This window comes from Kineosporia rhizophila, from assembly GCF_021277265.1.
Classification (GTDB): domain Bacteria; phylum Actinomycetota; class Actinomycetes; order Actinomycetales; family Kineosporiaceae; genus Kineosporia; species Kineosporia rhizophila.
Map to the genome: position 1 here is coordinate 712361 of NZ_JAJSOH010000002.1, position 22457 is coordinate 734817.

Sequence of the window (22457 nt, forward strand, 5' to 3'; positions counted from 1 at the left end):
GGGCATGTCGGCGTACCGGATCTGTTTCGTCTGCACGGGCAACATCTGCCGCTCGCCCTCGGCCGAGGTGATCCTGCGGGCCCGCGCCGAGGACGCGGGGCTGGACGTGGTGGTCGACTCGGCCGGCACCGACAGCTACCACGTCGGCGATCCGGCCGACCAGCGCGCGCTCCGGGCCATGAAGACGGCCGGATACGACGGCTCGGCCCACCTGGCCCGGCAGTTCGACGAGGACTGGTTCGCCGAGCGCGACCTGGTGGTGGCGCTCGACCGGGGGCACCTGCGGATCCTGTACAGCCTGGCCCCGGACGACGAGGCGGCGGCGAAGATCCGGATGTTCCGCTCCTTCGACCCGGAGCTGGAAGACCTCGACGAGGACGACCCCCGGCTCGACGTGGCCGATCCCTACTACGGCGACGACGCCGGGTTCACCACGATGATCGAAGAGCTCGAGGCGGCGGCCGACGGCCTGGTCGACTTCCTGCTGGAGCGCACGGAACACCCGGCCTGATGCAGTTCACCAAGCGCGACCCGCAGGCCGCGGCCGGTTTCTACCGGGTCGAGGCGGCGGGGTTGCGCTGGCTGGGCGAGGCCCAGGGCGGTGTGCCCACTGCCGAGGTGCTCGAAGTGACCGACACGTCGATCACCCTGCCTCGATACCCCACCGTCGCGCCGACGCCGGATCAGGCCCGCGAGTTCGGCCGCCGACTTGCTCTCACTCACCAGGCCGGGGCTCCGCACCACGGTGCTCCCCCGCCCGGCGTCGACGATGGTTTCATCGCCACTCTCCCCCTGCGCCATCTGTCGCAACCCCCGCGCCACTGGGGTGAGTTCTACGCGCGTTGCCGTGTGGAGCCGTTCGCCCGCTCCGCAGCGCAATCCGGCGCCCTGGACGCAAAGGGGCTCACAAGCGTCCTCAAGCTCTGTGACCTACTGATCGAAGGCCGGCTCACCGGCCCCGAGATCCCGGCCGCCCGCCTGCACGGCGATCTCTGGAGCGGCAATGTGCTCTGGACCGCGAAGGGAGCGCTGCTGATCGACCCGGCAGCCCACGGCGGCCACCCGGAGACCGATCTGGCCATGCTGGCTCTGTTCGGCCTACCCCACCTCGAAGTGGTGCTCGACGCCTACATCCAGACCGCGCCGCTGCCCGAGGGCTGGCAGAAACGCGTCCGTCTGCACCAACTGCATCCTCTGCTCGTGCACGCTGCCCTCTTCGGGCCGTCGTACGGAGCACAGTCGGCCGCGGTGGCACGCGCCTATTTGTGAACCAGCCAGAATATGGTCCATGACGGCACCGGGGGGCGAACGCAGAGGCGCACTGATCACGCTGCCGCCGCGCCGCTGGATCCGCCGTACAGCGATCGCCTCGGTGGTGTTTGCGCTGGTGGTCGGGGTAGGAGGTGGGCGGCTGTACTCCTTCCCGCGCACAGACGTGCTGAAGCCGGGCGACCAGGTGGACGCGGTGCTCGCCCTCGGTGGGCGCACCGAGACCGCCTACTACGCGATCTCGATGGCCGAGCAGGGCATCACCCCGGTGGTCCTGGTCTCCAATCCCTACCCCCAGGACGAGGCCTTCCAGGGCATCCACGACCTGTGCGCCACCCGGCCCACCACCTACGAGCTGATCTGCTTCGACCCCGACCCCCGCACCACCCGGGGCGAGGCCCAGGAGCTGGGCCGGCTCGCCGCCGGGCGGGGCTGGGACGAGGTCGCCGTAGTAGCGGCGAAGTATCACATCAGCCGAACTCGTACGATCACGAAACGCTGCTACCCCGGCCGTCTCTATCTGGTCGAGGCGCCGATGGAGATTCCGCCGGCGAACTGGGTGTACCAGTACGTGCGACAGACCCTGGGCTACGCGAAGGTGGCTCTGCAGCAGGGGTGTTAGGCCTGCAGCACGATCTGCCCGTCCACCTCCTGCACCTCCAGGACCTCCAGATCGGGCTGCCCCGAACGGGAGCAGCCGGTGGTCAGGTCCCAGGCGTTCAGGTGCAGCGGGCAGATGATCGTGTTCTCGTCGACCTGGGAGTCGGCCAACGGCCCGCCGGCGTGCGGGCAGACCGCCGGAACGGCCCGCAGCGCACCGGATCTCAGGCGGAACACGGCGATCGTACGTTCACCCAGCTGGTAGGCCCGGCCCTCGCCGGGCGGGATGGCCTCGACCGTGTCGAGAACGACCCCGGTGGACAGGATGGTCATGATGCATTCCCTTCGGTCACCAGCGGCAGGCGCGGGTCGGTGGTGGTGGAGCGACCGGCCCGGCCCCCCAGCGCGGTGCTGCCGTCGCGCACCGGCACCTGGGGAAGCGAGATCAGCGGCAGGGAGGTGCGGAACTGCCCGGGAACGGCGGGTTCCTGGCCTTCCTTCCACGGGTCGCGGTAGCCCTCGACGGTTTTCTGCATGCGCTCGTCCAGACCGGCCGCATCCTGCTCCATCTCCTGCCGGATGAAGTCCAGACCGAGCCGGGGCACGAAGGCGTAGGTGCGCTCCAGCCACTTGGCGTTCTCGCGGTAGTACTGCAGGAAGCGGCCGCTGACGGTGAGCACCTCCTCCGGGGTGTCCACCGTGACCAGCAGATCGCCCTTGCGGATGTGGGCCCCGGCCGCGCCGCCGACGTAGATCTCCCACCGGCCGCCCTCGACCGCGACCACGCCGATGTCCTTCACCAGCGACTCGGCGCAGTTACGGGGGCAGCCGCTGACCGCCATCTTGACCTTGCCGGGCGACTCGATGCCCTGGAACCGGGTCTCGATCGCCACCCCCAGCGCGGTCGAGTCGCCCAGGCCGAACCGGCAGAAGTCGGACCCGACACAGGTCTTCACCGTACGGAAGCTCTTGCCGTAGGCGTAGCCGGAGGGCATGTCCAGGTCGGCCCAGACGTTCGGCAGGTGCTCCTTGGGGATGCCGAGCAGGTCGATCCGCTGACCGCCGGTGAGCTTGATCATCGGCACCTGGTACTTCTCGGCCACGTCGGCGATGGTGCGCAGCTGCTCGATCGTGGTGACCCCGCCCTTCATCTGCGGGACCACCGAGAACGTGCCGTCGCGCTGGATGTTCGCGTGCACCCGGTCGTTGATGAACCGGCCGTCGCGCTCGTCCACGAACTCCTGCGGCCACATCGTGCGCAGCAGCGAGGTCAGGCCCATCTTGCTCTTGGCGTCCTCCGAGCCCCCCGGGGCCAGGGCCGCGAACACGGCCGAGACCGAGTACAGCTTCAGCTCACGGATCCGGTCCATCAGCTCGGGCTTGGCCAGCGGGATGCCCGGCACGTAGTAGTGCTCGGCCGGGTCGGCCTGGACGTTGTCGCCGGCCGCCCACTCCACGATCTGCTTGACCAGCGACTTGCACGAGCCGCAGCCCTTGCCGGCCCGGGTCTTGTCCATCACCCCGGAGACCGTCTTGCAGCCGTCCTCGACGGTCTTCACGATCGTGCACTTGGCCACGCCGTTGCAGTTGCAGACCTGGGCGTCGTCGGGCATGTCGGCCACGCTCGGCTCGGCCGACGGCCCGCCCAGGTCGAACAGCAGGCTGACCCGCTCCTCGGGCAGGGCCAGGCCCCGGTCGAAGGCCTGCAGCAGGAACGCCACCTTCTTCACGTCACCAACGCAGGTGGCGCCGATCAGCCGGTCGTCGCGGATGATCACGCTCTTGTAGACACCCCGGCGCGGCTCGCGGAACACCACGAACTCGTCGTCGTCGCGCTCGGGGGCGGTGATCCCCATCGAGGCCACGTCCACCCCGGCCACCTTGAGCTTGGTGGTGATCCGGGAGCCGTGGTACTCGGCGTCCGGGGCCACCCCGGTGAGGTGGTCGGCCAGCACCTTGGCCTGGTCCCAGATCGGCGCGACCAGGCCGTACACGCTGCCGCGGTGCTGCGCGCACTCACCGACCGCGAACACGTCCGGGTCGTCCAGGGTGCACATCCGGTCGTCCACCACGACCGCCCGCTCCACGGTGAAGCCGCTGGTGACCGCGACCTCGGTGTTGGCCCGGATCCCGGCCGCGACGACGACCAGGTCGCAGGGGATCTCGGTGCCGTCCTTCAGCACCACCCCGGTGACCCGGTCGGTGCCGGTGACCCCGGAGCTGAGGGCGTTCAGGCGCACCGAGATGCCCAGCGCCTCCACGCTGTTCTTCAGGATCTCGCCGCCGTCGGGGTCGAGCTGCTGGTTCATCAGGTGCCCCATCGCGTGCAGCACCTCGACCTGCAGCCCGTGCGACTGCAGACCGCGGGCCGCCTCCAGCCCGAGCAGACCGCCGCCGATCACCACCGCCCGCCGGTGCTCGCGGGCCAGCCGGACGATCTCGCGGGTGTCGTCGAGGGTGCGGAAGCCCAGCACACCGTCGAGCAGGCTGCCGTCGGCGCGGAACACCCCGTCCATCGGCGGGATGAACGAGCGGCTGCCGGTCGCGATGATCAGGATGTCGTAGGGGGTCTCGCTGCCGTCGTCACCGTGCACCAGCTTGGCGAACCGGTCGATCCGGGTGATCCGCACCGGCACCCGCAGGGTGACGTCGTTCTCCTCGTACCAGGCCAGGTCGTTGAGGAAGATGCCGGTCTCCTCCTCCTCGCCGGACAGGACGTGCGACAGCATGATCCGGTTGTAGTTGCCGTAGGGCTCGTCACCGAACATGGTGATGTCGAACATCCCGGCCCCGCCCCGCTCGAGGATCTCCTCGACCGTGCGGGCGGCGGCCATGCCGTTGCCGATGACGACCAGGCGGCGCTTGCCGACCAGCGGGCTCATACCTCCACCAGCCCGAAGTCGATCACCAGCGTGCCCTCGACGTCCTCCGGGGCGGCCAGGTGCAGCTCCAGAACCGTTCCACCGAGGAGGTCCTCGACCACCCGCAGCGGGACGTGCACGTCGGACCGGGCGCCGATCGGGAAGTAGCGCATCGGCCGGCCGTCGCGCATCAGTACCGCCGTGACCAGCTCGGCACTGGAGTTGCCACCGCGGAAGTACAGCACCTGCGCGGTCTTTCCGGCCGGGACGGTGTAGCTCAGCGCCGGATCGACCGGGGCGGGCTTCAGCAGTCCCTGACCGGTGAAGGCGAAGACTCCCTGGAGGAACCTCGGTGTGCTGTGCATGGCGCTGTTCTCCTCAATCGCGGTTTCGCGGTCCGGTTCGTCCTCGTCGTGCCTGCCGATCGCCACCGCGCAGACCTTGAAGGCCGGCATCCGCGAGAACTGGTCGAGCACGGGGTTGGTCAGGGCGTTGGCGTTGGACCGGCCGCCCCAGTGGAACGGGACGAAGATCGTGTCCGGCCGGACGGTGTCGGTCAGGCGGGCCCGGAAGACTCCGGTACCGCGCCGGGTTCGCAGTTCGACCTCGTCGCCCGGGCCGATCCCGTTGCGGCGGGCCAGGTCCGGGTGGATCTCGGCGAAGGCCTCGGGCTGGGCCATCCGCAGCGAGGCGACCCGCCGGGTCTGGGCCCCGCTCTGGTAGTGCTGCATCACCCGGCCGGTGGTGAGCAGGTACGGGTAGACCTCGTCGGCGGCCTCGGCCGGCTCGCGGTAGTCGGTGCGGACGAACCGGGCCCGGCCGTCCGGGGTGGGGAAGCGGTCGGTGAACAGCCGCCGGTTGTCCTGCCCGCTGCCCTGTGCGAGCGGCCAGAACACGCCCTCTTCGCGCTCGGCGGCCGCGTAGGTGATGCCGCTGTAGTCGGCGATCCCGCCCCGGCTGGCCTCGCGCAGCTCGGTGAACACCGTCTCGGCGTCGGCGCTGAAGAACTCGCCGCGGCCGAGCCGGTCGGCGATCTGCTTGAGCACGGTGAGGTCGTCGCGCACGCCTTCCGGTGGGGGCAGGGCCCGGCGCCGGCGGATCACCCGGCCCTCCAGGTTGGTCAGCGTGCCCTCCTCCTCGGCCCACTGCGCGGTGGGCAGCACCACGTCGGCCAGGGCGGCCGTCTCGGTGAGGAAGATGTCGCTGACCACCAGCAGCTCGAGGGCCTGCAGGCGGTTCTGCACGTGGGCGGCATTGGGGGCGCTGACCGCAATGTTGGAGGCCATCACCAGCAGGGCCCGCACCCCGCCGGCGGTGCCGCAGCGGTCGAGCATCTCGTAGGCCGACAACCCCGGCTGAGGCAGCTCACCCGGCTCGATGCCCCAGACCCCGGCGACGTGCGTGCGGGCCGCCGGGTCGTCGAGCTTGCGGTAGCCCGGCAGCTGGTCGGCCTTCTGCCCGTGCTCCCGGCCGCCCTGGCCGTTGCCCTGGCCGGTCAGGGTGCCCCAGCCGCTGAACGGCTTGCCCGGCAGGCCCAGGGCCAGGGCCAGGTTGATGAACGCCTGGGCGGTGCGGGTGCCCGCGCTGTGCTGCTCGGCCCCGCGCGCGGTGAGGATCATCGCCGAGCGGGCCCCGGCCAGGATGTCCAGCGTCTCGTGCAGCTGGGCGGCCGGTACCCCGGTGATCCGCTCGACCCGGTCCGGCCAGAACGCGTTGACCCCGGACCGGGCCCGCGCCCAGCCGGTGGTGCGCTCGGCGATGTACTGCTCGTCCACCAGACCGCGCCGCACGGCCAGGTGCAGCAGGCCGTTGGCCAGCGCCAGGTCGGTGCCCGGGCGGGGCTGCAGGTGCAGGTGCGAGCCGCGGGCGGTGGGCGTGGCCCGGGTGTCGACCACGACGTGCCGGGCCCCCTCGGCCCGGCCCTGGTCGAAGAACTGCATGGCCGGCGGCATGGTCTCGGCCGCGTTGGAGCCGACCAGCAGCACCGCCTCGGCCCGGGCGATGTCCTCCAGCGGGAAGGGCAGGCCCCGGTCGATGCCGAACATGCTGTTGGCCGCCGCCGCGGCCGACGACATGCACCAGCGGCCGTTGTAGTCGATCGCCGGGGTGCGCAGTGCCACCCGGGCGAACTTGCCCAGCGTGTAGGCCTTCTCGTTGGTCAGGCCGCCGCCGCCGAAGCAGCCGACCGACTCCACGCCGTACTTCTCCTGGGCCCGCCGGATGCCCAGGACGATCCGGTCGAGCGCCTCGTCCCAGCTCGCCCGGCGCAGCGGGCTGGTGCGGTCGCCCTCCCGCTCGCGCACCAGCGGGTGCAGCAGCCGGTCGGGGTGGTCGAGCAGCTCGGCCGCCGTCCAGCCCTTGGAGCACAGGCCGCCCCGGTTGACCGGGAAGTCGGGCTGCGGCTGCAGGGTGACCGGGCGGTCGCCCGCCGTGAGCTCGATGCCGCACTGCAGCGAGCAGTAGGGGCAGTGGGTCAGCGTGGTGGTGCTCACGTCTCCACGACCAGTCGATATCCGCGTTTCACCACGGTCTGAACGATTTTGGGGGTTCCCAGGGCGGCCCGCAGCCGGGCCACCGCGACCTCCACCGCGTGCAGGTCACCGGCCCCCGGCAGGGCCGAGAGCAGCGTTGCGCGGTCCACCACGTGCCCCGGCTGACGGGCCAGTTCGCGCAGGATCGCCATCGGGGCGGGCGAGAGGTTCAGGGTGCGCCCGTCGAGCCGGGCCACCTGCCCGCGCAGCTCCAGCGTGCCCGCCGAGGTGGGCAGGGTGCGCACCCGCACGGTGGTGAGGTGGTCGACGGTGGTCCGGATCAGCGCCCCCAGCCGGCCCCGGTCGGGGATCAGCGGGTCCAGCCCGGCGTCGAGCAGCGGGCGGGCGGTGACCCGGCCGACCGCGGCCGGCACCACGTCCTCCCGCATCGCGTCGAGCAGTTCCTCGTGACGGCCCATGTCCTGGGCCGCCTTCAGGAACGCCTCGGCCCCGGGGGCGCTGGTGAACACCACCACGTCGACCGTGCGGCTGCAGGTGGCCTCGATCGAGCGCTCCACCGCCACCGGGTCGGGGGCCGGGCCCCAGCGGTAGACCGGCACCGGCACCACGTCGGCGCCGGCCAGGCGCAGCTTCTCGATCAGGTGCTCGTCGGTGGCCCCGTGCAGCTGGAAGGCCACCCGGCGGCCGGCCACCCCCTGCGACAGCAGCGCCTCGACCACCTCGGAGGTGGTCTCCGAGGCCGCCGACCAGCTCTCGATCAGCCCGGCGGCGCGGATCGCACCCCGCGCCTTCGGGCCCCGGGCCATGATCCGCGACTCGGCCAGCACCTCGAGCAGGTGCGGGGCCAGCCCGGCCGAGTCGGCCGTCTCGATCCAGCCGCGGAAGCCGATCGCCGTGGTGACGATCACCGCGTCCGGCGGGCGTTCCACCACTTGTCGTGTCGCGCTCAGCAATTCGTCATCCTCTTCGAGGGGAAGGAACCGCAGGGTCGGCGCCTGGATCACGCCGGCCCCACGCCGGATGAAGTTCGCGGCCAGCTCGTCGGCGCGCCGGTCGCAGGTGAGAAGGATGCTGAAACCCGTCAGGGCCTCGGTGGCCATGTCTGTCGTACCTCCCGAGGGATAGGGAGCCAAAGCCTAAGCCCCCCAGGAGATCAGCGACAGAGACCGGTCAAACTCGTTCGCGCGCAAGCAGACTTCCCCGGCGGGCGTAGCGGAACCATGTCACGAACAGAAGAACGATGAAGAAGACCAGGTAAAATCTCAGGGCCGGCTCGATCGTGCCGAAGGTCGATTTCGACCACGCGTAGCAGATCGGGACGGCGAATCCACCGAAGGCGCCGACCGAACTGATCACTCCCAGCGCCCCGGCCGCCTCCCGGCGTGAGCGCAGCATGGTCTCCGGCGATCCACCCTCCTGCAGGCCCTTGAGCTGGAACAGCCGGGAGATCATCCGGTAGGTCGAGCCGTTGCCGATGCCGGTGGCCACGAACAGGAACATGAAGCTGAAGAAGAACAGCCCGAGGCTGGCCTGCTGCACCGACCAGAGGGCGGCGGCCGCCCCGATCGCCAGACCGGCGAAGGCGGCCATGGTCACCTGGGCCCCGCCCACCCGGTCGGACAGCCAGCCGCCCAGCGGCCGGGCCAGCGAGCCGATCCCGGCGCCGAGGAAGGCCCAGGCCAGGGCGATGTCCTGGCGGTCGAAGACGGCCACCAGCAGGGTCGGGAAGGCCGAGGAGTAGCCGATGAACGAGCCGAAGGTGCCGATGTAGAGCAGCGACAGCACCCAGGTGTCGGGAAAGCGCAGCGACTGCAGCACCGGCTTGGGGTCGGCCTTGGCCTCGGTCAGGTTGTCCATGAAGAGGAAGGCGCAGACCGCGGCCACGACGGCCAGCGGGATGTACATCAGGCCGGCGTAGGAGAGGGTCAGCCCGCCACCGAGCACGATGATCTGCGGTACGAACTTCTGCACCACGGCCACGCCCAGGTTGCCGCCGGCCGCGTTCAGCCCGAGGGCGAAGCCCTTCTCCCGCTCGGGGTAGAAGAACGAGATGTTGGCCATGCTGGAGGCGAAGTTGCCACCGCCGAAACCGGCTGTCGCGGCGATCAGCAGCAGTATCCCGTAACCGATCTCGGGCCGCTCGACCGCCCAGGCCAGACCACCCGCGGGGATGATCAGCAGCAGGGCCGAGGCGATGGTCCAGTTACGCCCGCCGAACTTCGGCACGGCGAAGGTGTAGGGGATCCGCAGGAACGCCCCGACGCCGCTGGGAACCGCTGTCAGCCAGAGGATCTGGCTGGTCGAGAGGTTCCAGCCGACGTCGTTCAGGCGCACCACGACGATGCTCCACAGCAGCCAGACCGAGAAGCCGATGTGCTCGGCGAAGATCGACCAGACCAGGTTGCGCCTGGCGATCGGGCGGCCGGTCTCCTCCCAGAACTGCGGGTCCTCCGGGTCCCAGTGGTCGATCCAGCGACTCCTGGCTCCTGGGGCCGTTACGGCGGGCGGCGTCGTGACGGTCTCAGCCATCGGGCAGCTCCTGGTCTCGGTCCGGGCAACTCGCGATCAAGGCGCGATCGACTCCTCACCGACAGTAGGAATCGCGTGTTACCCGGCCGTCCCGTCACCATTACCCGGCCGCTACGTTGTCCGCACAAGCCACCCGCCCGGTTGTGAGGTCGCGCCCCCGCTCAGGCCTGGACCGCCTCCAGGGCGGCCCGGGCGGCCTCCTCCAGGAGCTTCTCGTCCGGTTCGGCGTTCTTGCCGCTCTTGTCGGACATGATGGAGATCACAATCGGGGCCCGGCCGCCCTTGGGGTAGACCAGCGCGATGTCGTTGGCCGTGCCGTACGAGCCGGTGCCGGTCTTGCCGGCCACCTTCCAGCCCTTCGGGACGGCCGCGCGGATCCGCTCGCCGCCGGTGTTGCTGCCCTGCATCCACTGCTTCAGCCGGCGGCGGGCCGCCTCGGGCAGGGCGTCGCCCTCCAGCAGCATGTACAGGTCCAGACCGAGCATCTGGACGTTGCTGGTGTCGCGCTCGTCGCCGGGGACGGCCTCGTTCAGGTCCGGCTCGATCCGGTCCAGCCGGGTGACCTTGTCGCCCAGGGACTGCACGAACCGGTTGACCCCCGGCGTGCCGCCCACCTTCGCCAGCAGCAGGTTGCCCGCGGTGTTGTCGCTCTCCTGCAGCGCCGCCTGGCACAGCTCGCCCAGGCTCATCGAGGTCCTGCCCTCGGTCACCGGGGAGAAGTCGACCATGTCCTCCTCGGTGTAGCTGATCTGCTCGGACAGGCCCGGCACGCCGACCGCGGACAGCACCGTGGCGGCCGCCAGGAACTTGAAGGTGGAGCACATCGCGAACAACTCGTCGGCCCGGTAGGCGATGTCCCGGCCGGAGTCGGTGTCCACCGCGTACAGCCCCAGGCGGGCCTCGTAAGTCTCTTCCAGTTCGGTGAACACGGCCGTGCTCGGCGCCGCCGAGGCGGTCGTGGTCGGGGTGGGCGAACTGGTGGAGGTGGTGGCCGGAGGCGTCGCAGCGGCGTCGTCGGAGGACCCGCAGGCGGCTAGGGCGAGGCCGGTGAGCCCGAGCAGGGCACCCCCGAGCAGGCCGCGTCTGTCTATCGTCGGAACTTGGTGTCTCAGCGTCGGATCCAGCACGCCCAGAACCCTAGTCGCCAACCCTGCACCGGCACGTCGGATATACCCGAATTACCGGTGACGGTCACGGCAACGGGATGCCGGCGAAGCTGTCTTCCGGGTCGTACGCCTGCTTGACCTGGCGCAGCCGCTGGGTGTTGGGCCCCCAGGCGGCGGCGATCTGAGCGGTGTCGTCGGCCGCCAGGATGTTCGGGTAGCCCCCGGGCAGGGCCAGCGGCTCGAGGGCGGACCAGGCCTCGGCGGCCCACTGCCGGTGCGGGGCCGGGTCCTCGTCGCGCCAGGCGGCGATCAGCTCGAGCATCAGGTGCGGCCGGCGCTCGCCGAAAGCCGTTGCCTCCGGCGCCACCCGGGTGGCCTGACCGTGGAAGTGGTGCAGGCCGAAGGCCTCGTGACCGGACGGGGCGGCGGAGAAGGCCTCGACCAGGGCGCCGACGATGTCGGGGGTGAGCCCGGGCAGGTTGCGATTGCGCAGGTACCAGCCCCGGCCGTCGGCGGCGAACATCTGCTCGGTGGCCCGTAGCGGCTCGGTCAGCGGCAGCCGGGCGACCTGGCTGACCAGGGGCACACCCCAGCCCTCGATCCGGCGCACCCAGGCCGCGCCCTCGGCCGCCTCGCCCACCCAGGTGGGGTTGGCGGCGATCACCCGGGTGCCGTCGGGCAGCCCCACCCCGCCGACGTGGACGGACAGTTCGTCGGGCACCGAGGGGGCGGTCTGCGCCCAGGCGTTGAGAACGTCTTCGGCCTGGCTCCAGGGGAACAGGATCGAGCCGGCCAGGGCGGTGGCGAACGGGCGCAGCCGCAGGCGCAGTTCGGTGACCACCCCGAAGTTGCCGCCGCCACCGCGCAGCGCCCAGAACAGGTCGGGCTCGTGCTCGGCGTCGGCCACCACCAGCGACCCGTCGGCCAGGACCACGTCGGCTCCGACGATCATGTCCGACGCCAGCCCGGCACTGCCCAGCTGCGGCCCGTAACCGCCGCCCAGAGCCAGACCGGCCATCCCCACCGAGCCCACCGAGCCCGCCACCACGGTCTGCCCGGCGGTGACCGAGGCCTCCATCACATCGAGCGAGGTGGCCCCGCCCCCGGCCAGGGCCACGTCGCCGGAGACGGCCACCCGGTTCATCGGGGAAAGATCGATGACCACCCCGCCCTCACGCACCGCCCGGCCGGCCCAGTCGTGCCCGCCGCCCAGCACCGAGACCGGCCGCTCCTCGCGGCGGGCGTTCCGGACCGCCTCGCTGACCTGCTCGTTCGTGCCGCAGCGGACGATCTGCGCTGGTCTGGTGCTGATTGCGGCGTTCCACAGCCTCATGCCGACCACGCTATTCGGCGCGGCCCGCGAATGGCAGGATCAAGTGCGGTGCCACGCGGTCGTTGTGGCCAGGAGAAAGGACTTCAGGCATGACGCTAACCAACTGGGCCGGGAACGTGGTCTTCACCCCGGGCGACTACGTCCGGGCCACGAGTGTCGAACAGGTGCAGGAACTCGTGGCGGGCGCGCCCCGAGTGCGGGTGCTGGGCAGCGGGCACTCGTTCAGTACGGTCGCGGCCACCGACGGGCTGCTGCTCAGCCTGGAGGACCTGCCGCTGAGCGTGGACGTGGACACCGCCGCGGCCGAGGCCCGGGTCACCGCCAGCGCCCGGTTCGCCCACGTCATGCCCGCCCTGCACCAGGCCGGTCTGGCCCTGCACAACACCGGCTCGCTGCCGCACATCTCGGTGGCCGGGGCGGCCGCCACCGGCACCCACGGGTCCGGCACCGGCAACCGCTGCCTGGCCGCCGGCATCACCGGGATCGAGCTGATCGCCCCGGACGGCAGCCTGCGCACGCTGCGCACCGGCGACAAGGACTTCGACGGCTCGGTGGTCGCGCTCGGCCTGGCCGGGGTGGTCACCGCGCTCACGCTGAAGGCCCAGCCGGCCTTCGACGTGCGCCAGTACGTCTACGACGACCTGCCGCTGGCCGCCCTGGCCGAGAACTTCGGCGAGATCATGAACAGCGCCTACAGCGTCAGCGCGTTCACCCACTGGAACGGCCCCACGATGGACCTGCTGTGGCGCAAGCAGCGGGTCGACGAACCCGAGGCCCCGCAGACCTATTTCGGCGCGCGGCTGGCCGACGGGGCCCGGCACCCGATCGCCGGCATGCCCACCGAGAACGCCACCCAGCAACTGGGGGTGCCCGGTCCCTGGCACGAGCGGCTGCCGCACTTCCGGTTCGAGTTCACGCCCTCGCGCGGCGACGAGATCCAGTCCGAGTTCCTGCTGCCGATCGAGCAGGCCGGTGCCGCGCTGACCGCTCTCGACGCCGTGCACCCGCAGTTCCGGCCCGCCCTGCAGGTGGCCGAGATCCGCACGATCGCCGGTGACGACCTGTGGCTCAGCCCGGCCTACGGGCGCACCACCGTCGCCTTCCACTTCACCTGGACCGACGACCTGTCCGAGGTCACGCCCGCCATCGCCGCCGTGGAGAGCGCCCTGGCCGACTTCGACGCCCGGCCCCACTGGGGCAAGGTGTTCGGTCTCTCCCGCGAGCAGGTGCGCTCGCGTTACCCCCGGCTGGACGACTTCGAAGAGCTGGTGAACCGGGTCGACCCGCAGGGCAAGTTCACCAACGCCTTCACCCGCGCCTACCTGGATCTTCCGGCGTAGTCCCGGTCTGCTGCTCCTCTTCCTCCTTCCGGCGCCGGCGACGGGCCAGCAGGAGGAAGAGGAGCAGCAACAGCAGAAGACCAAGAGCGGGAAGAGCGAAGAACAAATAATGGACGTTTGACGCGTCTTGGTCGTTGCGGCCCACCGCCGGGGTGGTCGGGGACATTGAGGACGACGGGGTCGCCTTGGGCGTCGCAGTCGGGTCGATCTCGTTGTTGCCTCCCGACCCTCCGGTGCCCTCCCCCGCCCCGGAGCCGCCCTTCCCGCCGTCCCCCTTACCGCCGTTGTTGCCGTTGCCGTTCCCGTTGTTGCCGCCCGGCCCGTTCGATCCGTTGCCGTTGCCGTTGTTGCCGCCGTCACCGCCGTTGCCGGTGCCCTCGCCGTTGTCGTTGCCCCCGGCGCCGCCGGAACCCCCTCCCTCGGAACCGTTGTCGTTCCCTCCGCCTCCGCCGCTTCCGGTACCGCCCCCGCCGTTGTTGTTGCCGCCTCCCCCGCCGGTCCCTTCGCCGCCCTGGCCGGTGTCGGTGATCGTGATCCGCACCGCCTGCGAGGCCTGCTGCCCCAGAACGTCGGTGACCTGCATGGTGAAACCGTCCACGCCGGTCTGGGCGGGCGCGGTGTACCGGCAGAACGCCGCGTTCGCACCGACGACGCTGGTGCCCGAATTGGGCGTGGTGCAGGCCGTTACCCGCAGCCCGGCGTAGAGCGAACCCTGCGGCGCGACTGCGGTCGCCGTATTCACCGCCACCCGCAGGCTGATCGTGGCGTTGTCCAGCACCGGGACGAACGTGAACGGCTCGGCTGCTGAAGCGCTTCCGGCCGAGTTGCTGACTACGACCTCGGCCGGCCCCTCCGCGCGGGCAGGCGTTCGTACCGTCAGAGTGGTCGAGGCCGCGGCCCGGATCCCGCCAGAGAGCCGCGCAGGAGACAGCAACGACGGCTCAGCATCGCCCAAAACGACTTCCGCGCCCGGAATTCCGTCGAACGTCACCGTGGTCTGGCTGTCGAAACCGGAACCGGTGATCGTCACTTGGGTATTTCCGGCGACCGGTCCGACCGACGGCGACAGACCGGTCACGGTCGGGACGACTGCCGGCGCCACATAGACGTAGTCCACAGCATCAGTGCTGGTCCCGTCCGGAGTGATTACCGAAACCCGGACTGCTCCTTCAGTTCCTGCCGGAACCGTGGCCGTGATGGTCGTATCGTTCTCCACCGTGAAACTTGCCTCGGCTGCGCCGAAGCGCACCGCGGAAGCTCCACTGAAGCCGACGCCGGTCAGCGTGACCCGATTCCCGCCGGCCACCGGTCCACTCGCCGGGTCGACCTGGGACAGCACCGGGGCAGCCCGCGGCGCCACGTAGGTGAACTGCCCGCTGACCGTGCCCCCCGCAGTGGTCACAGCCACTGTGACCGGACCGGCCGGGTGAGCCGGAGTGCGGATCACGATCTGGTTGCTGCTCACCGACTCCGGCGTCACGCCCTCGCCGTCCACGGTGACCACGCCGTCGTCCAGGCCGGATCCGGTGATGGTCAGCACGGTTCCGCCGCTGGTGGGGCCGGCGTCGGGCGAAAGCTGGGCAACAAGTGGGACCGGTACGAAGGTGAAGCGCCCGGGCGCCGAATCACCGCCCGGGGTGGTCACCACCAGGTCGGCCGGGCCGGCGGCGTGCCCCGCCGTGATCGCGACGATGGTCTGGTCGTTCTGGACGGTGAACGAGTCCGCGGCGGCCGATCCGAACCTCACCTGTGTGGCGCCGGCCAGACCGGTGCCGCGGATGACGACCGACGTTCCCCCGCTGACCGGCCCCGAAGTCGGCGCCAGGCTGAAGATCACGGGCCTCAGCAGATAGGTGTAGGGCACCGCCACCGAATCCCCGCCCGGTCCGGTGACCACTACCCCGATCGGCCCGGCCAGGAGCCCGGCCGGAACCTGAGCCGTGATGGTGGCATCGTCGTTCACCGTCCAGCTCGGAGAGGCCGTGAGACCGAATCGCAGGGCAGTGGCACCGCTGAACCCGGACCCCTTGATCGTCACCGTGCCACCGCCGGCCAGAGGGCCGACCGACGGTGAGACGCTGGTGATGGCCGGCAGGTCCCGGTACTCGAAGCCCACCGAGTCGGCGCCGCCCGGTCCCGAGATGCCGACCGTCTCGGTGCCGAGCGTTCCGGCCGGGGTGGTGAAGGTGATCGTGTTGTCGTCCACCACGCTGAACGGCACGCTCGCACCGCCGCCACTCACCCGGTCGACACCGGTGAAGCCACTGCCCGACACGGTGACCGGGGTGCCTCCGCCGATCGGGCCGGAAGTCGGTGCGATGGTGGTGATCTGAGGCCGGGCCCGGTAGGTGAACTCGTCCGCGCTCGCCGTGGCGGAGGTTCCGCCGCTGGTGACCACCGTGAGGTCGACCGTGGCCGGGGCACCCGCGCCCGGCGAGACCGCGGTGATGCGGGTGCTGCTGTCCACGGTGAAGCTCAGGGCCGGATCAGCACCGAAGAAGACCTGCGAGGCACCGGTGAAGCCACTTCCCGTGACCGTCACGACGGTACCCCCGGCCACGGGACCGCTGTCGGGCTGGATCCCGTCCACCACCGGCCGAGCGACGTATTCAAAGGTGACCCCCGCCGCTGACGACCCACCCGCGGTGGTGACCACCACGTCCTCAATTCCGATCGGTCGGGCCGGGCTCGTGACCACCAGCTGGCTGGTCGAGACCCACTGAACCGCGGTTGCGTTCGCCCCACCGAAGGTCACCGTCGCCCCCGGAGAAAAGCCGGTGCCGGTGATGGCGACGCTCGTGCCACCCGTGGTCGGGCCGGCCCCGGGCGTCAGGCTGGAGACGACGGGAACGTCGAGGTAGGTGTACTGGGACCCCACGCTCCCCGGTGACGCACCCCCGGAACCGGCGACGCGGACGTCCACTGTTCCTGCTGTGTGCGCCGGAACGGTGGCGACGATCTCAGTGTCGCTGTTGACCGTGAAGCTGGTGGCGGGGGTAGCGCCGAAATCGACGGCCGTGGCTCCGGTGAAGCCGGTTCCTTGCACGGTGACGGTGTTTCCACCCGCAACCGGTCCTTCAGCCGGCTGGATGCTGGTGACGAAGGGGGCATCCGTGTAGGTGTAATCGTTGGCGGTGCCACTGGTCCCGGAGTTGCCGTAGGCGGTGGTGACCACCACGTCGACCGTTGCCGGGGAACTTGCGGCGGGCGCCTGGGCGATCAGCACAGTGGGGCTGATCCACTGCAGGGTGGTGACCGGCTCCGGCCCGAACGAGACCGTAGAGGCGAGGGTGAAGCCGGTGCCCGTGATGGTCACGCTGTTTCCGCCCCCGAGCGGTCCTGCCGATGGGTCGAGGTCGGTCACGGTGGGCGCGTCCACATAGGTGAAGGTCTCGGTGACCGTGCCGCCCGGCGTCGTGATGACGATGGACTTGGAGCCTGCGGTTCCGGCGGGAGTGGTGAACGTGATCGTCGAATCGTCGACCACGGTGAACGGCACCGCGACACCGCCGAAGGTCACATCAGCGCCGGTGAATCCGGAACCGGAGACGGTGATCAACGTACCCCCGTTCACCGGCCCCGAGGTGGGCGAGATGCTGGAGACCTGCGGGGCATCCCGGTAAGTGAACTGATCTGCTGGGATAGAGGTTCCACCCGGGGTAGTGACCAGAACATCAACTGTTCCGGCGGACCGTGCCGGGGTACGGGCCAGGATCTCGGTGGCGCTGTTCATCACAAAACTAGTTGCCGGAGAACCGCCGAAGGTGACGGCAGTCGTGCCGGTGAACCCGTTTCCGGTGATGGTCACCAGTGTGTTGCCCCCGGTCGGTCCCTCTGCCGGGGATAGGCCGGTGACGGCCGGGAGCGGCGCGTAGACGAACTGCACGGCCGAGCTCGTTCCGCCCGGAGTGGTCACTTCCACGTTCTTGCTGCCGGCGCTGCTCGGTGGGGTGGTGAAGGTGATCGTGGAGCCGTCGACGACGGTGAAGGGGATCGAGACCCCGTCGATCGTCACGCTCGACGTGCCGGTGAAGTCAGTGCCGGTCAGGGTGACCAGGGTGCCCCCACCCAGCGGACCGGCGGCGGGCGAGACCGTGCCCAGGGTGGGAATGCGTGCGTACCGGTAGGGCTCGGGTGCGGTAGTCCCGCCCGGTGTGGTGACTGTGATGCTGACCGTGCCGCTGCCGGGCGGGGCGACGGCGGTGATCTCGGTGTCGCTGAGCACGCTGTAGGTGGCCGTCGCGGAGCCGAAGCGGACATTGCTTGCTGAGGTGAAGCCGGTGCCGGTGATCGTTACGGAGGTGCCGCCGGCCTCGGGTCCAGCGTCGGGCTGTACCTGGGTGACGGCCGGAACGCCGGCGTACCGGAAGCTGCCCGTGTCGGTTCCGCCCGCGCCGGCCACGCGGACCACCGCGGTGCCGGCCGAACCGGGCGGGGTAGTGGCGGTGATGGTGTTGTCGTCGTCGACGGTGAACGCCGCAGCCGGGTTCCCGTCGAAGGTGACGGCGGTGATGTCGGTCAGGTGGGTGCCCGCGATGGTCACGATGGTGCCGCCCGCAGCCGGGCCGGCCGGCGGCGAGACGCTGGTGACGGTGGGAGGTTCGACGTAGCGGAACTGGACCGCGGTCGAGGCGCCGCCTGGCGTCGTCACCACCACGTTCGTGCTGCCTGCGCTGCCCGGTGGGGTGGTGAAGGTGATGGTGGAGCCGTTGACCACGGTGAACGGCACCGAGACCCCGCCGATGGTCACGTCGGTGGTACCAGAAAGACCCGTGCCGGTGAGGGTGACCAGGGTTCCCCCGCCCAGGGGCCCGGTTGAAGGACCGGCCGACCCGACGGTGGGCACCGGGGCGTAGACGTACTGCTCGGCCGCCGAGGTGCCGCCTGGGGTGGTCACCGTGATGCCGACCGTTCCCGTCCCGGGCGGGGCGGTGGCCGTGATGCTCGTGTTCGAAGAGACGGTGAACGTGGCGCCGACCGAACCGAAGCGGACTGCCGTGGCCCCGGCAAAGCCACTACCGGTGATGACCACCGTCGTGCCCCCGGCCTCAGGACCGGCCCTGGGTGTGATCGAGGTGATCGCAGCAACACTGCGGTAGGTGAAGTCGGCGGAGTTGGACGTGCCGTACGGGGTGGTGACGACGACCTGGACGGTCTCGGCCGGGGAATGGGCGGGTGACTCGGCCGAGAGTTCGGTGGGGCTGACGTACTGGACCGACGTTGCGCTGGTGCCGCCGAACGTGACGGTGGAGCCCGGGGTGAAGTCGGTTCCGGTCAGCGTGACCGTGGTGCTGCCGGTCAGCGGTCCTTCCGAGGGCGAGAGTGAGCTCAGGGTGGGGGCGTTGACGAAGCTGAACTGGAACGCAGTCGACGCTCCCCCGGGGGTGGTCACCACCACGTCCCGGCTGCCTGCGCCAGCGGGCGGGGTGGTGAAGGTGATCGTCGAGCCGTCGACCACGGTGAAGGCTGCCGGTGCGCCGCCCACCGTGACGCTTGTTGCCCCGGAAAGGCCGGTTCCGACAAGAGTTACCAAAGTCCCACCGGTGACCGGGCCGGAGTTCGGGGTCAACTGACCGACGGTGGGCACCGGGGCGTAGCGATAGTTGGACGGTGTCGAGGTGCCGCCGGGCGTGACCACCGTGACGCCGACAGTTCCGGTGCCAGCCGGGGCGAATACCCTGACCTCGCTGTCGCTGCTGACCGTCAACCCGGTGGCGAGGGTCGCGCCGAAACGGACCTCGGTAGCCCCGGTGAAGCCCGAGCCGGTGATCGTGATCAGCGTGCCCCCGGCCTCCGGCCCGGCAATGGGCGAAACGGCTGTGATGTTGGGCGAGGCGGCGTAACGGAAGTTACCGGTGTCCGAGCCGCCTACGGTGGTCACCCGCACTACGGCATTACCCGCTGAGCCGGGCGGGGTGACTGCGGTGATGGTCGAGTCGTTGTTCACGGTAAAGGAGGCCGGTGTGCCGTCGAACGTCACGGTCGAGGCGCCGGTCAGATCCGAGCCTGAGATGGTCACCGTCGTACCGCCCGCCAAGGGTCCGGCGGCTGGCGAAACTGTACTGACTGTAGGCGCGTTCGTGTACGTGAAACTGGCCGGGCTCGAGGAGCCGTACTGCGTAGCGACCACCACGTCAACGGCTCCCGCGGTGCCTCTGGCGGGCGAGACAGCTTCCAGGCGAGTCGGGCTCACGTACGTCACCGAGGTCGCCGGGGTCCCGCCGAAGGTAACCGTGGCCGCTGACGTGAAGTCCGTGCCGGTGATGACTACGGTCGTGCCGCCACCAAGGGGCCCAGCGGTGGCGGAAAGGTTGGTTACGGCAGGCGGATCGACGTAGGTATAGGCCTCAGGTCCGGACGTTCCGCCTGGGGTGATGACCGTGACGCCGACCGCACCCGTGCCTGCCGGCGCGAAGACCTTGACCTCGGTATCGCTGCTGACCGTCAGTCCGGCGGCGAGGGTCGCGCCGAAACGCACTTCCGTAGCCCCGGTGAAGCCCGAACCCGTGATCTTGACCAGCGTTCCCCCGGTCACCGGACCAGTGGTGGGCGAAACGGCGGCAATGCTGGGGACGGCCGCGTAGCGGAAGCTACCGGTGTCCGAGCCGCCTACGGTGGTCACCCGCACCACGGCATTGCCCGCCGAGCCGGGTGGAGTTACGGCGGTGATGGTCGAGTCGTTGTTCACGGTGAACGAGGCCGGCGTGCCGTCGAACGTCACGGTCGAGGCGCCGGTCAGATCCGAGCCCGAGATGGTCACCGTCGTACCGCCCGCCAACGGCCCGGCCGCTGGCGAGATCGAACTGACGGTGGGTGCGTTCGTGTAGGTGAAGCTGACCGGGCTGGAGGAGCCGTACTGGGTAGAGACGACGACATTGACGGCACCGGCCGAGCCCCGGGTCGGCGAAGTGACCTCCAGGCGGGTCGGGTTCACATAAGTCACCGTGGCGGCCGGGGCTCCGCCGAAAGTGACCGTGGCGGCCGGCGTGAAGTCGGTGCCGGTGATGACTACGGTCGTGCCGCCACCAAGGGGCCCAGCGGTGACGGAAAGGTTGGTCACGGCAGGCGGGTCGACGTAGGTATAGGCCTCAGGTCCGGACGTTCCGCCTGGGGTGATGACCGTGATGCCGACTGTCCCCGTGCCTGCCGGGGCGAACACCTTGACCTCGGTGTCACTGCTGACCGTGAGCCCGGTGCCCGGGGTAGCCCCGAATCGGACCTCCGTAGCCCCCGTGAACCCGGAACCAGTGATCGTCAACAGGTTGGCTCCCGCTACCGGGCCAGTGGTGGGCGAAAGGGCCGTGATGCTGGGGGCGGCCGCGTAGCGGAAACTTCCCGTGTCCGAGCCGCCTACGGTGGTCACCCGCACTAAGGCATTGCCCGCAGAGCCGGGCGGGGTGACGGCGGTGATGGTCGTGTCGTTGTTCACGGTGAACGAGGCCGGCGTGCCGTCGAACGTCACGGCCGAGGCGCCGGTCAGGTTCGCCCCGGAAATCGTCACGTTCGTGCCACCAGCCAGAGGCCCCGCTCCGGGCGAGACCGAGCTGATGGCAGGGGCATTCGTGTAGGTGAAGCTGACCGGGCTGGAGACGCCGTACTGGGTGGTGACCACCACGTCGACTGCTGCCGCCGTGGCCTTGGCCGGCGACTGGGCGATGAGTTGGATCGGGCTGACGTACTGGACCGAGGTCGCCGCGATCCCGTCGAAGGTGACCGTGGATGCCGGGGTGAAATCGGTGCCGGAGATCGTCACCGGGGTACCGCCGCCCAGTGGGCCGGCGTCGGGCGACAGTTGCGTAATAGCCGGAGGTTCGACGTAGCGGAACTGAAGTGGATTGGACGATCCGCCTGGTGTGGTCACCACGACGTTGACCGCGCCAGCGGCGCGGGGTGGCGCGGTCAGCGTGATTGTCCCGTCGTTCACCACTGAGAAGGGCACCGGCGTCCCGCCGATCGTCACTGCGCTCGCTCCGATGAATCCGCTACCTGTCAGCGAGACCGAGGTGCTGCTGGCAACGGGCCCCGAGTCGGGCGTCATCTGGTTGACCGTGGGCACCGGGGCATAACGGTAGTTCGCCGGAGTGGTGGTTCCGCCGGGTGTGACCACGGTGACGCCCACCGTGCCGGTGCCTGCCGGGGCGAAGGCCCTGACCTCTGTGTCACTGCTGACCGTGAGGCCAGTGGCAAGAACCGCACCGAAGCGGACCTCCGTCGCTCCGGTGAAGCCGCTGCCGGTGATCGTGACCAGCGTTCCACCCACTACCGGACCGGCGTTAGGCGAAACCGCACTGATGCTAGGGATCGCGGCGTAACGGAAGCTTCCCGTGTCCGAGCCGCCCACCGTCGTTACCCGCACGACGGCAGTGCCCACTGAACCGGGCGGGGTGACGGCCGTGATGGTCGAGTCATTGTTCACGGTGAACAAGGCCGACGTTCCATCGAACGTTACGGCCGAGGCACCAGTCAGGTCTGAGCCCGAAATCGTGACCGTCGTACCCCCGGCCAGCGGACCGGCCGCCGGCGAGACCGTGGCGATGGTGGGCGCATTCGTATAGGTGAAGCTGGACGCGCCGGAGACCCCGTACTGCGTGGAGACGACGACGTTGACGGCACCCGCAGACCCTCGGGGCGGTGCGACGACCTCTAGGCGGGTGGGGCTGACGTACGTCACCGAGCTCGCCGGGGATCCGCCGAACGTGACCGTGGAGGCCGGGGTGAAGTCTGTGCCGGTGATAACGACGGCTGTGCCGGCCAGGGGCCCAGCACTGGGTGAGAGGTTCGTGATGGCGGGCGGATCCACGTAGGTGTAAGTCGCCGGGGCTGAGGTTCCACCGGGGGTGATGACTGTGACGCCGACGGTGCCCGTACCGGCGGGGGCGAAGACCTTGATCTCGGTGTTGCTGCTGACCGTCAGCCCGGTGGCAAGG

At 70.2% G+C, this 22457-nt stretch carries 12 protein-coding genes; 4 read left to right on the forward strand and 8 right to left on the reverse strand.

The window, feature by feature from the left end:
- The first annotated feature begins 4 nt into the window (after positions 1–4).
- The 3 genes from LWF15_RS06610 to LWF15_RS06620 are packed head-to-tail and all read left to right on the forward strand — an operon-like array spanning position 5 to position 1891.
- Positions 5–511 carry a low molecular weight protein-tyrosine-phosphatase gene (locus tag LWF15_RS06610; protein WP_232809474.1) on the forward strand — a complete coding sequence of 169 codons (507 nt, stop codon included), beginning with the start codon at positions 5–7 and terminating at the stop codon, positions 509–511.
- Entirely contained in the window at positions 508–1269 is a 762-nt protein-coding gene (locus LWF15_RS06615; protein WP_352396490.1) for a fructosamine kinase family protein, read from the forward strand. The genes LWF15_RS06610 and LWF15_RS06615 overlap by 4 nt, the downstream gene beginning before the upstream one ends.
- A gap of 19 nt (positions 1270–1288) precedes the next feature.
- Positions 1289–1891 carry a YdcF family protein gene (locus LWF15_RS06620; RefSeq protein ID WP_232809476.1) on the forward strand — a complete coding sequence of 201 codons (603 nt, stop codon included), beginning with the start codon at positions 1289–1291 and terminating at the stop codon, positions 1889–1891.
- Here the strand turns inward: LWF15_RS06620 and LWF15_RS06625 are convergent.
- The 7 genes from LWF15_RS06625 to LWF15_RS06655 all read right to left on the reverse strand — a co-directional run bounded on the left by LWF15_RS06625 (position 1888) and on the right by LWF15_RS06655 (position 12190).
- A complete protein-coding gene (locus LWF15_RS06625) occupies positions 1888–2202 on the reverse strand; it encodes a Rieske (2Fe-2S) protein (protein WP_232809477.1) in 315 nt (104 codons plus the stop codon). The two genes, LWF15_RS06620 and LWF15_RS06625, sit on opposite strands and share 4 nt — an antisense overlap.
- Complete coding sequence (gene nirB / locus LWF15_RS06630) at positions 2199–4751, reverse strand: nitrite reductase large subunit NirB (protein WP_232809478.1); 2553 nt, start codon at positions 4749–4751, stop codon at positions 2199–2201. Before nirB ends, LWF15_RS06625 begins: the two co-directional genes overlap by 4 nt.
- A complete protein-coding gene (locus LWF15_RS06635) occupies positions 4748–7222 on the reverse strand; it encodes a molybdopterin oxidoreductase family protein (RefSeq protein WP_232809479.1) in 2475 nt (824 codons plus the stop codon). Before LWF15_RS06635 ends, nirB begins: the two co-directional genes overlap by 4 nt.
- Positions 7219–8322: a uroporphyrinogen-III synthase gene (locus LWF15_RS06640; protein WP_232809480.1), complete on the reverse strand. Its 1104-nt coding sequence runs from the start codon at positions 8320–8322 to the stop codon at positions 7219–7221. Before LWF15_RS06640 ends, LWF15_RS06635 begins: the two co-directional genes overlap by 4 nt.
- Positions 8323–8392: 70 nt before the next feature.
- Positions 8393–9751, reverse strand: coding sequence for a NarK family nitrate/nitrite MFS transporter (locus tag LWF15_RS06645; RefSeq protein WP_232809481.1), 1359 nt, complete (start codon positions 9749–9751; stop codon positions 8393–8395).
- A gap of 161 nt (positions 9752–9912) precedes the next feature.
- Positions 9913–10878, reverse strand: a complete 966-nt coding sequence (bla, locus tag LWF15_RS06650) for a class A beta-lactamase (RefSeq protein WP_232809482.1) — start codon at positions 10876–10878, stop codon at positions 9913–9915.
- Between the two features lie 64 nt (positions 10879–10942).
- Positions 10943–12190 carry an FAD-binding oxidoreductase gene (locus LWF15_RS06655; RefSeq protein ID WP_232809483.1) on the reverse strand — a complete coding sequence of 416 codons (1248 nt, stop codon included), beginning with the start codon at positions 12188–12190 and terminating at the stop codon, positions 10943–10945.
- Between the two features lie 89 nt (positions 12191–12279).
- On the opposite strand from LWF15_RS06655, the gene LWF15_RS06660 reads away from it, so the two are divergent.
- On the forward strand, positions 12280–13530 hold the full coding sequence (locus tag LWF15_RS06660) for a D-arabinono-1,4-lactone oxidase (protein ID WP_232809484.1): 1251 nt from the start codon (positions 12280–12282) through the stop codon (positions 13528–13530).
- On the opposite strand, the gene LWF15_RS06665 is transcribed toward LWF15_RS06660, so the two are convergent.
- Complete coding sequence (locus tag LWF15_RS06665) at positions 13499–22330, reverse strand: IPT/TIG domain-containing protein (protein WP_232809485.1); 8832 nt, start codon at positions 22328–22330, stop codon at positions 13499–13501. The genes LWF15_RS06660 and LWF15_RS06665 overlap by 32 nt on opposite strands.
- Positions 22331–22457 lie beyond the last annotated feature (127 nt).

Bases quoted from the DNA above. Each gene is read 5' to 3' on its own strand.
- LWF15_RS06610 (WP_232809474.1), top strand. From the start codon at position 5: ATGTCGGCGTACCGGATCTGTTTCGTCTGCACGGGCAACATCTGCCGC.
- LWF15_RS06620 (WP_232809476.1), top strand. From the start codon at position 1,289: ATGACGGCACCGGGGGGCGAACGCAGAGGCGCACTGATCACGCTGCCG.
- LWF15_RS06625 (WP_232809477.1), bottom strand. From the start codon at position 2,202: ATGACCATCCTGTCCACCGGGGTCGTTCTCGACACGGTCGAGGCCATC.
- nirB (WP_232809478.1), bottom strand. From the start codon at position 4,751: ATGAGCCCGCTGGTCGGCAAGCGCCGCCTGGTCGTCATCGGCAACGGC.
- LWF15_RS06640 (WP_232809480.1), bottom strand. From the start codon at position 8,322: ATGGCCACCGAGGCCCTGACGGGTTTCAGCATCCTTCTCACCTGCGAC.
- LWF15_RS06645 (WP_232809481.1), bottom strand. From the start codon at position 9,751: ATGGCTGAGACCGTCACGACGCCGCCCGCCGTAACGGCCCCAGGAGCC.
- LWF15_RS06655 (WP_232809483.1), bottom strand. From the start codon at position 12,190: ATGAGGCTGTGGAACGCCGCAATCAGCACCAGACCAGCGCAGATCGTC.
- LWF15_RS06660 (WP_232809484.1), top strand. From the start codon at position 12,280: ATGACGCTAACCAACTGGGCCGGGAACGTGGTCTTCACCCCGGGCGAC.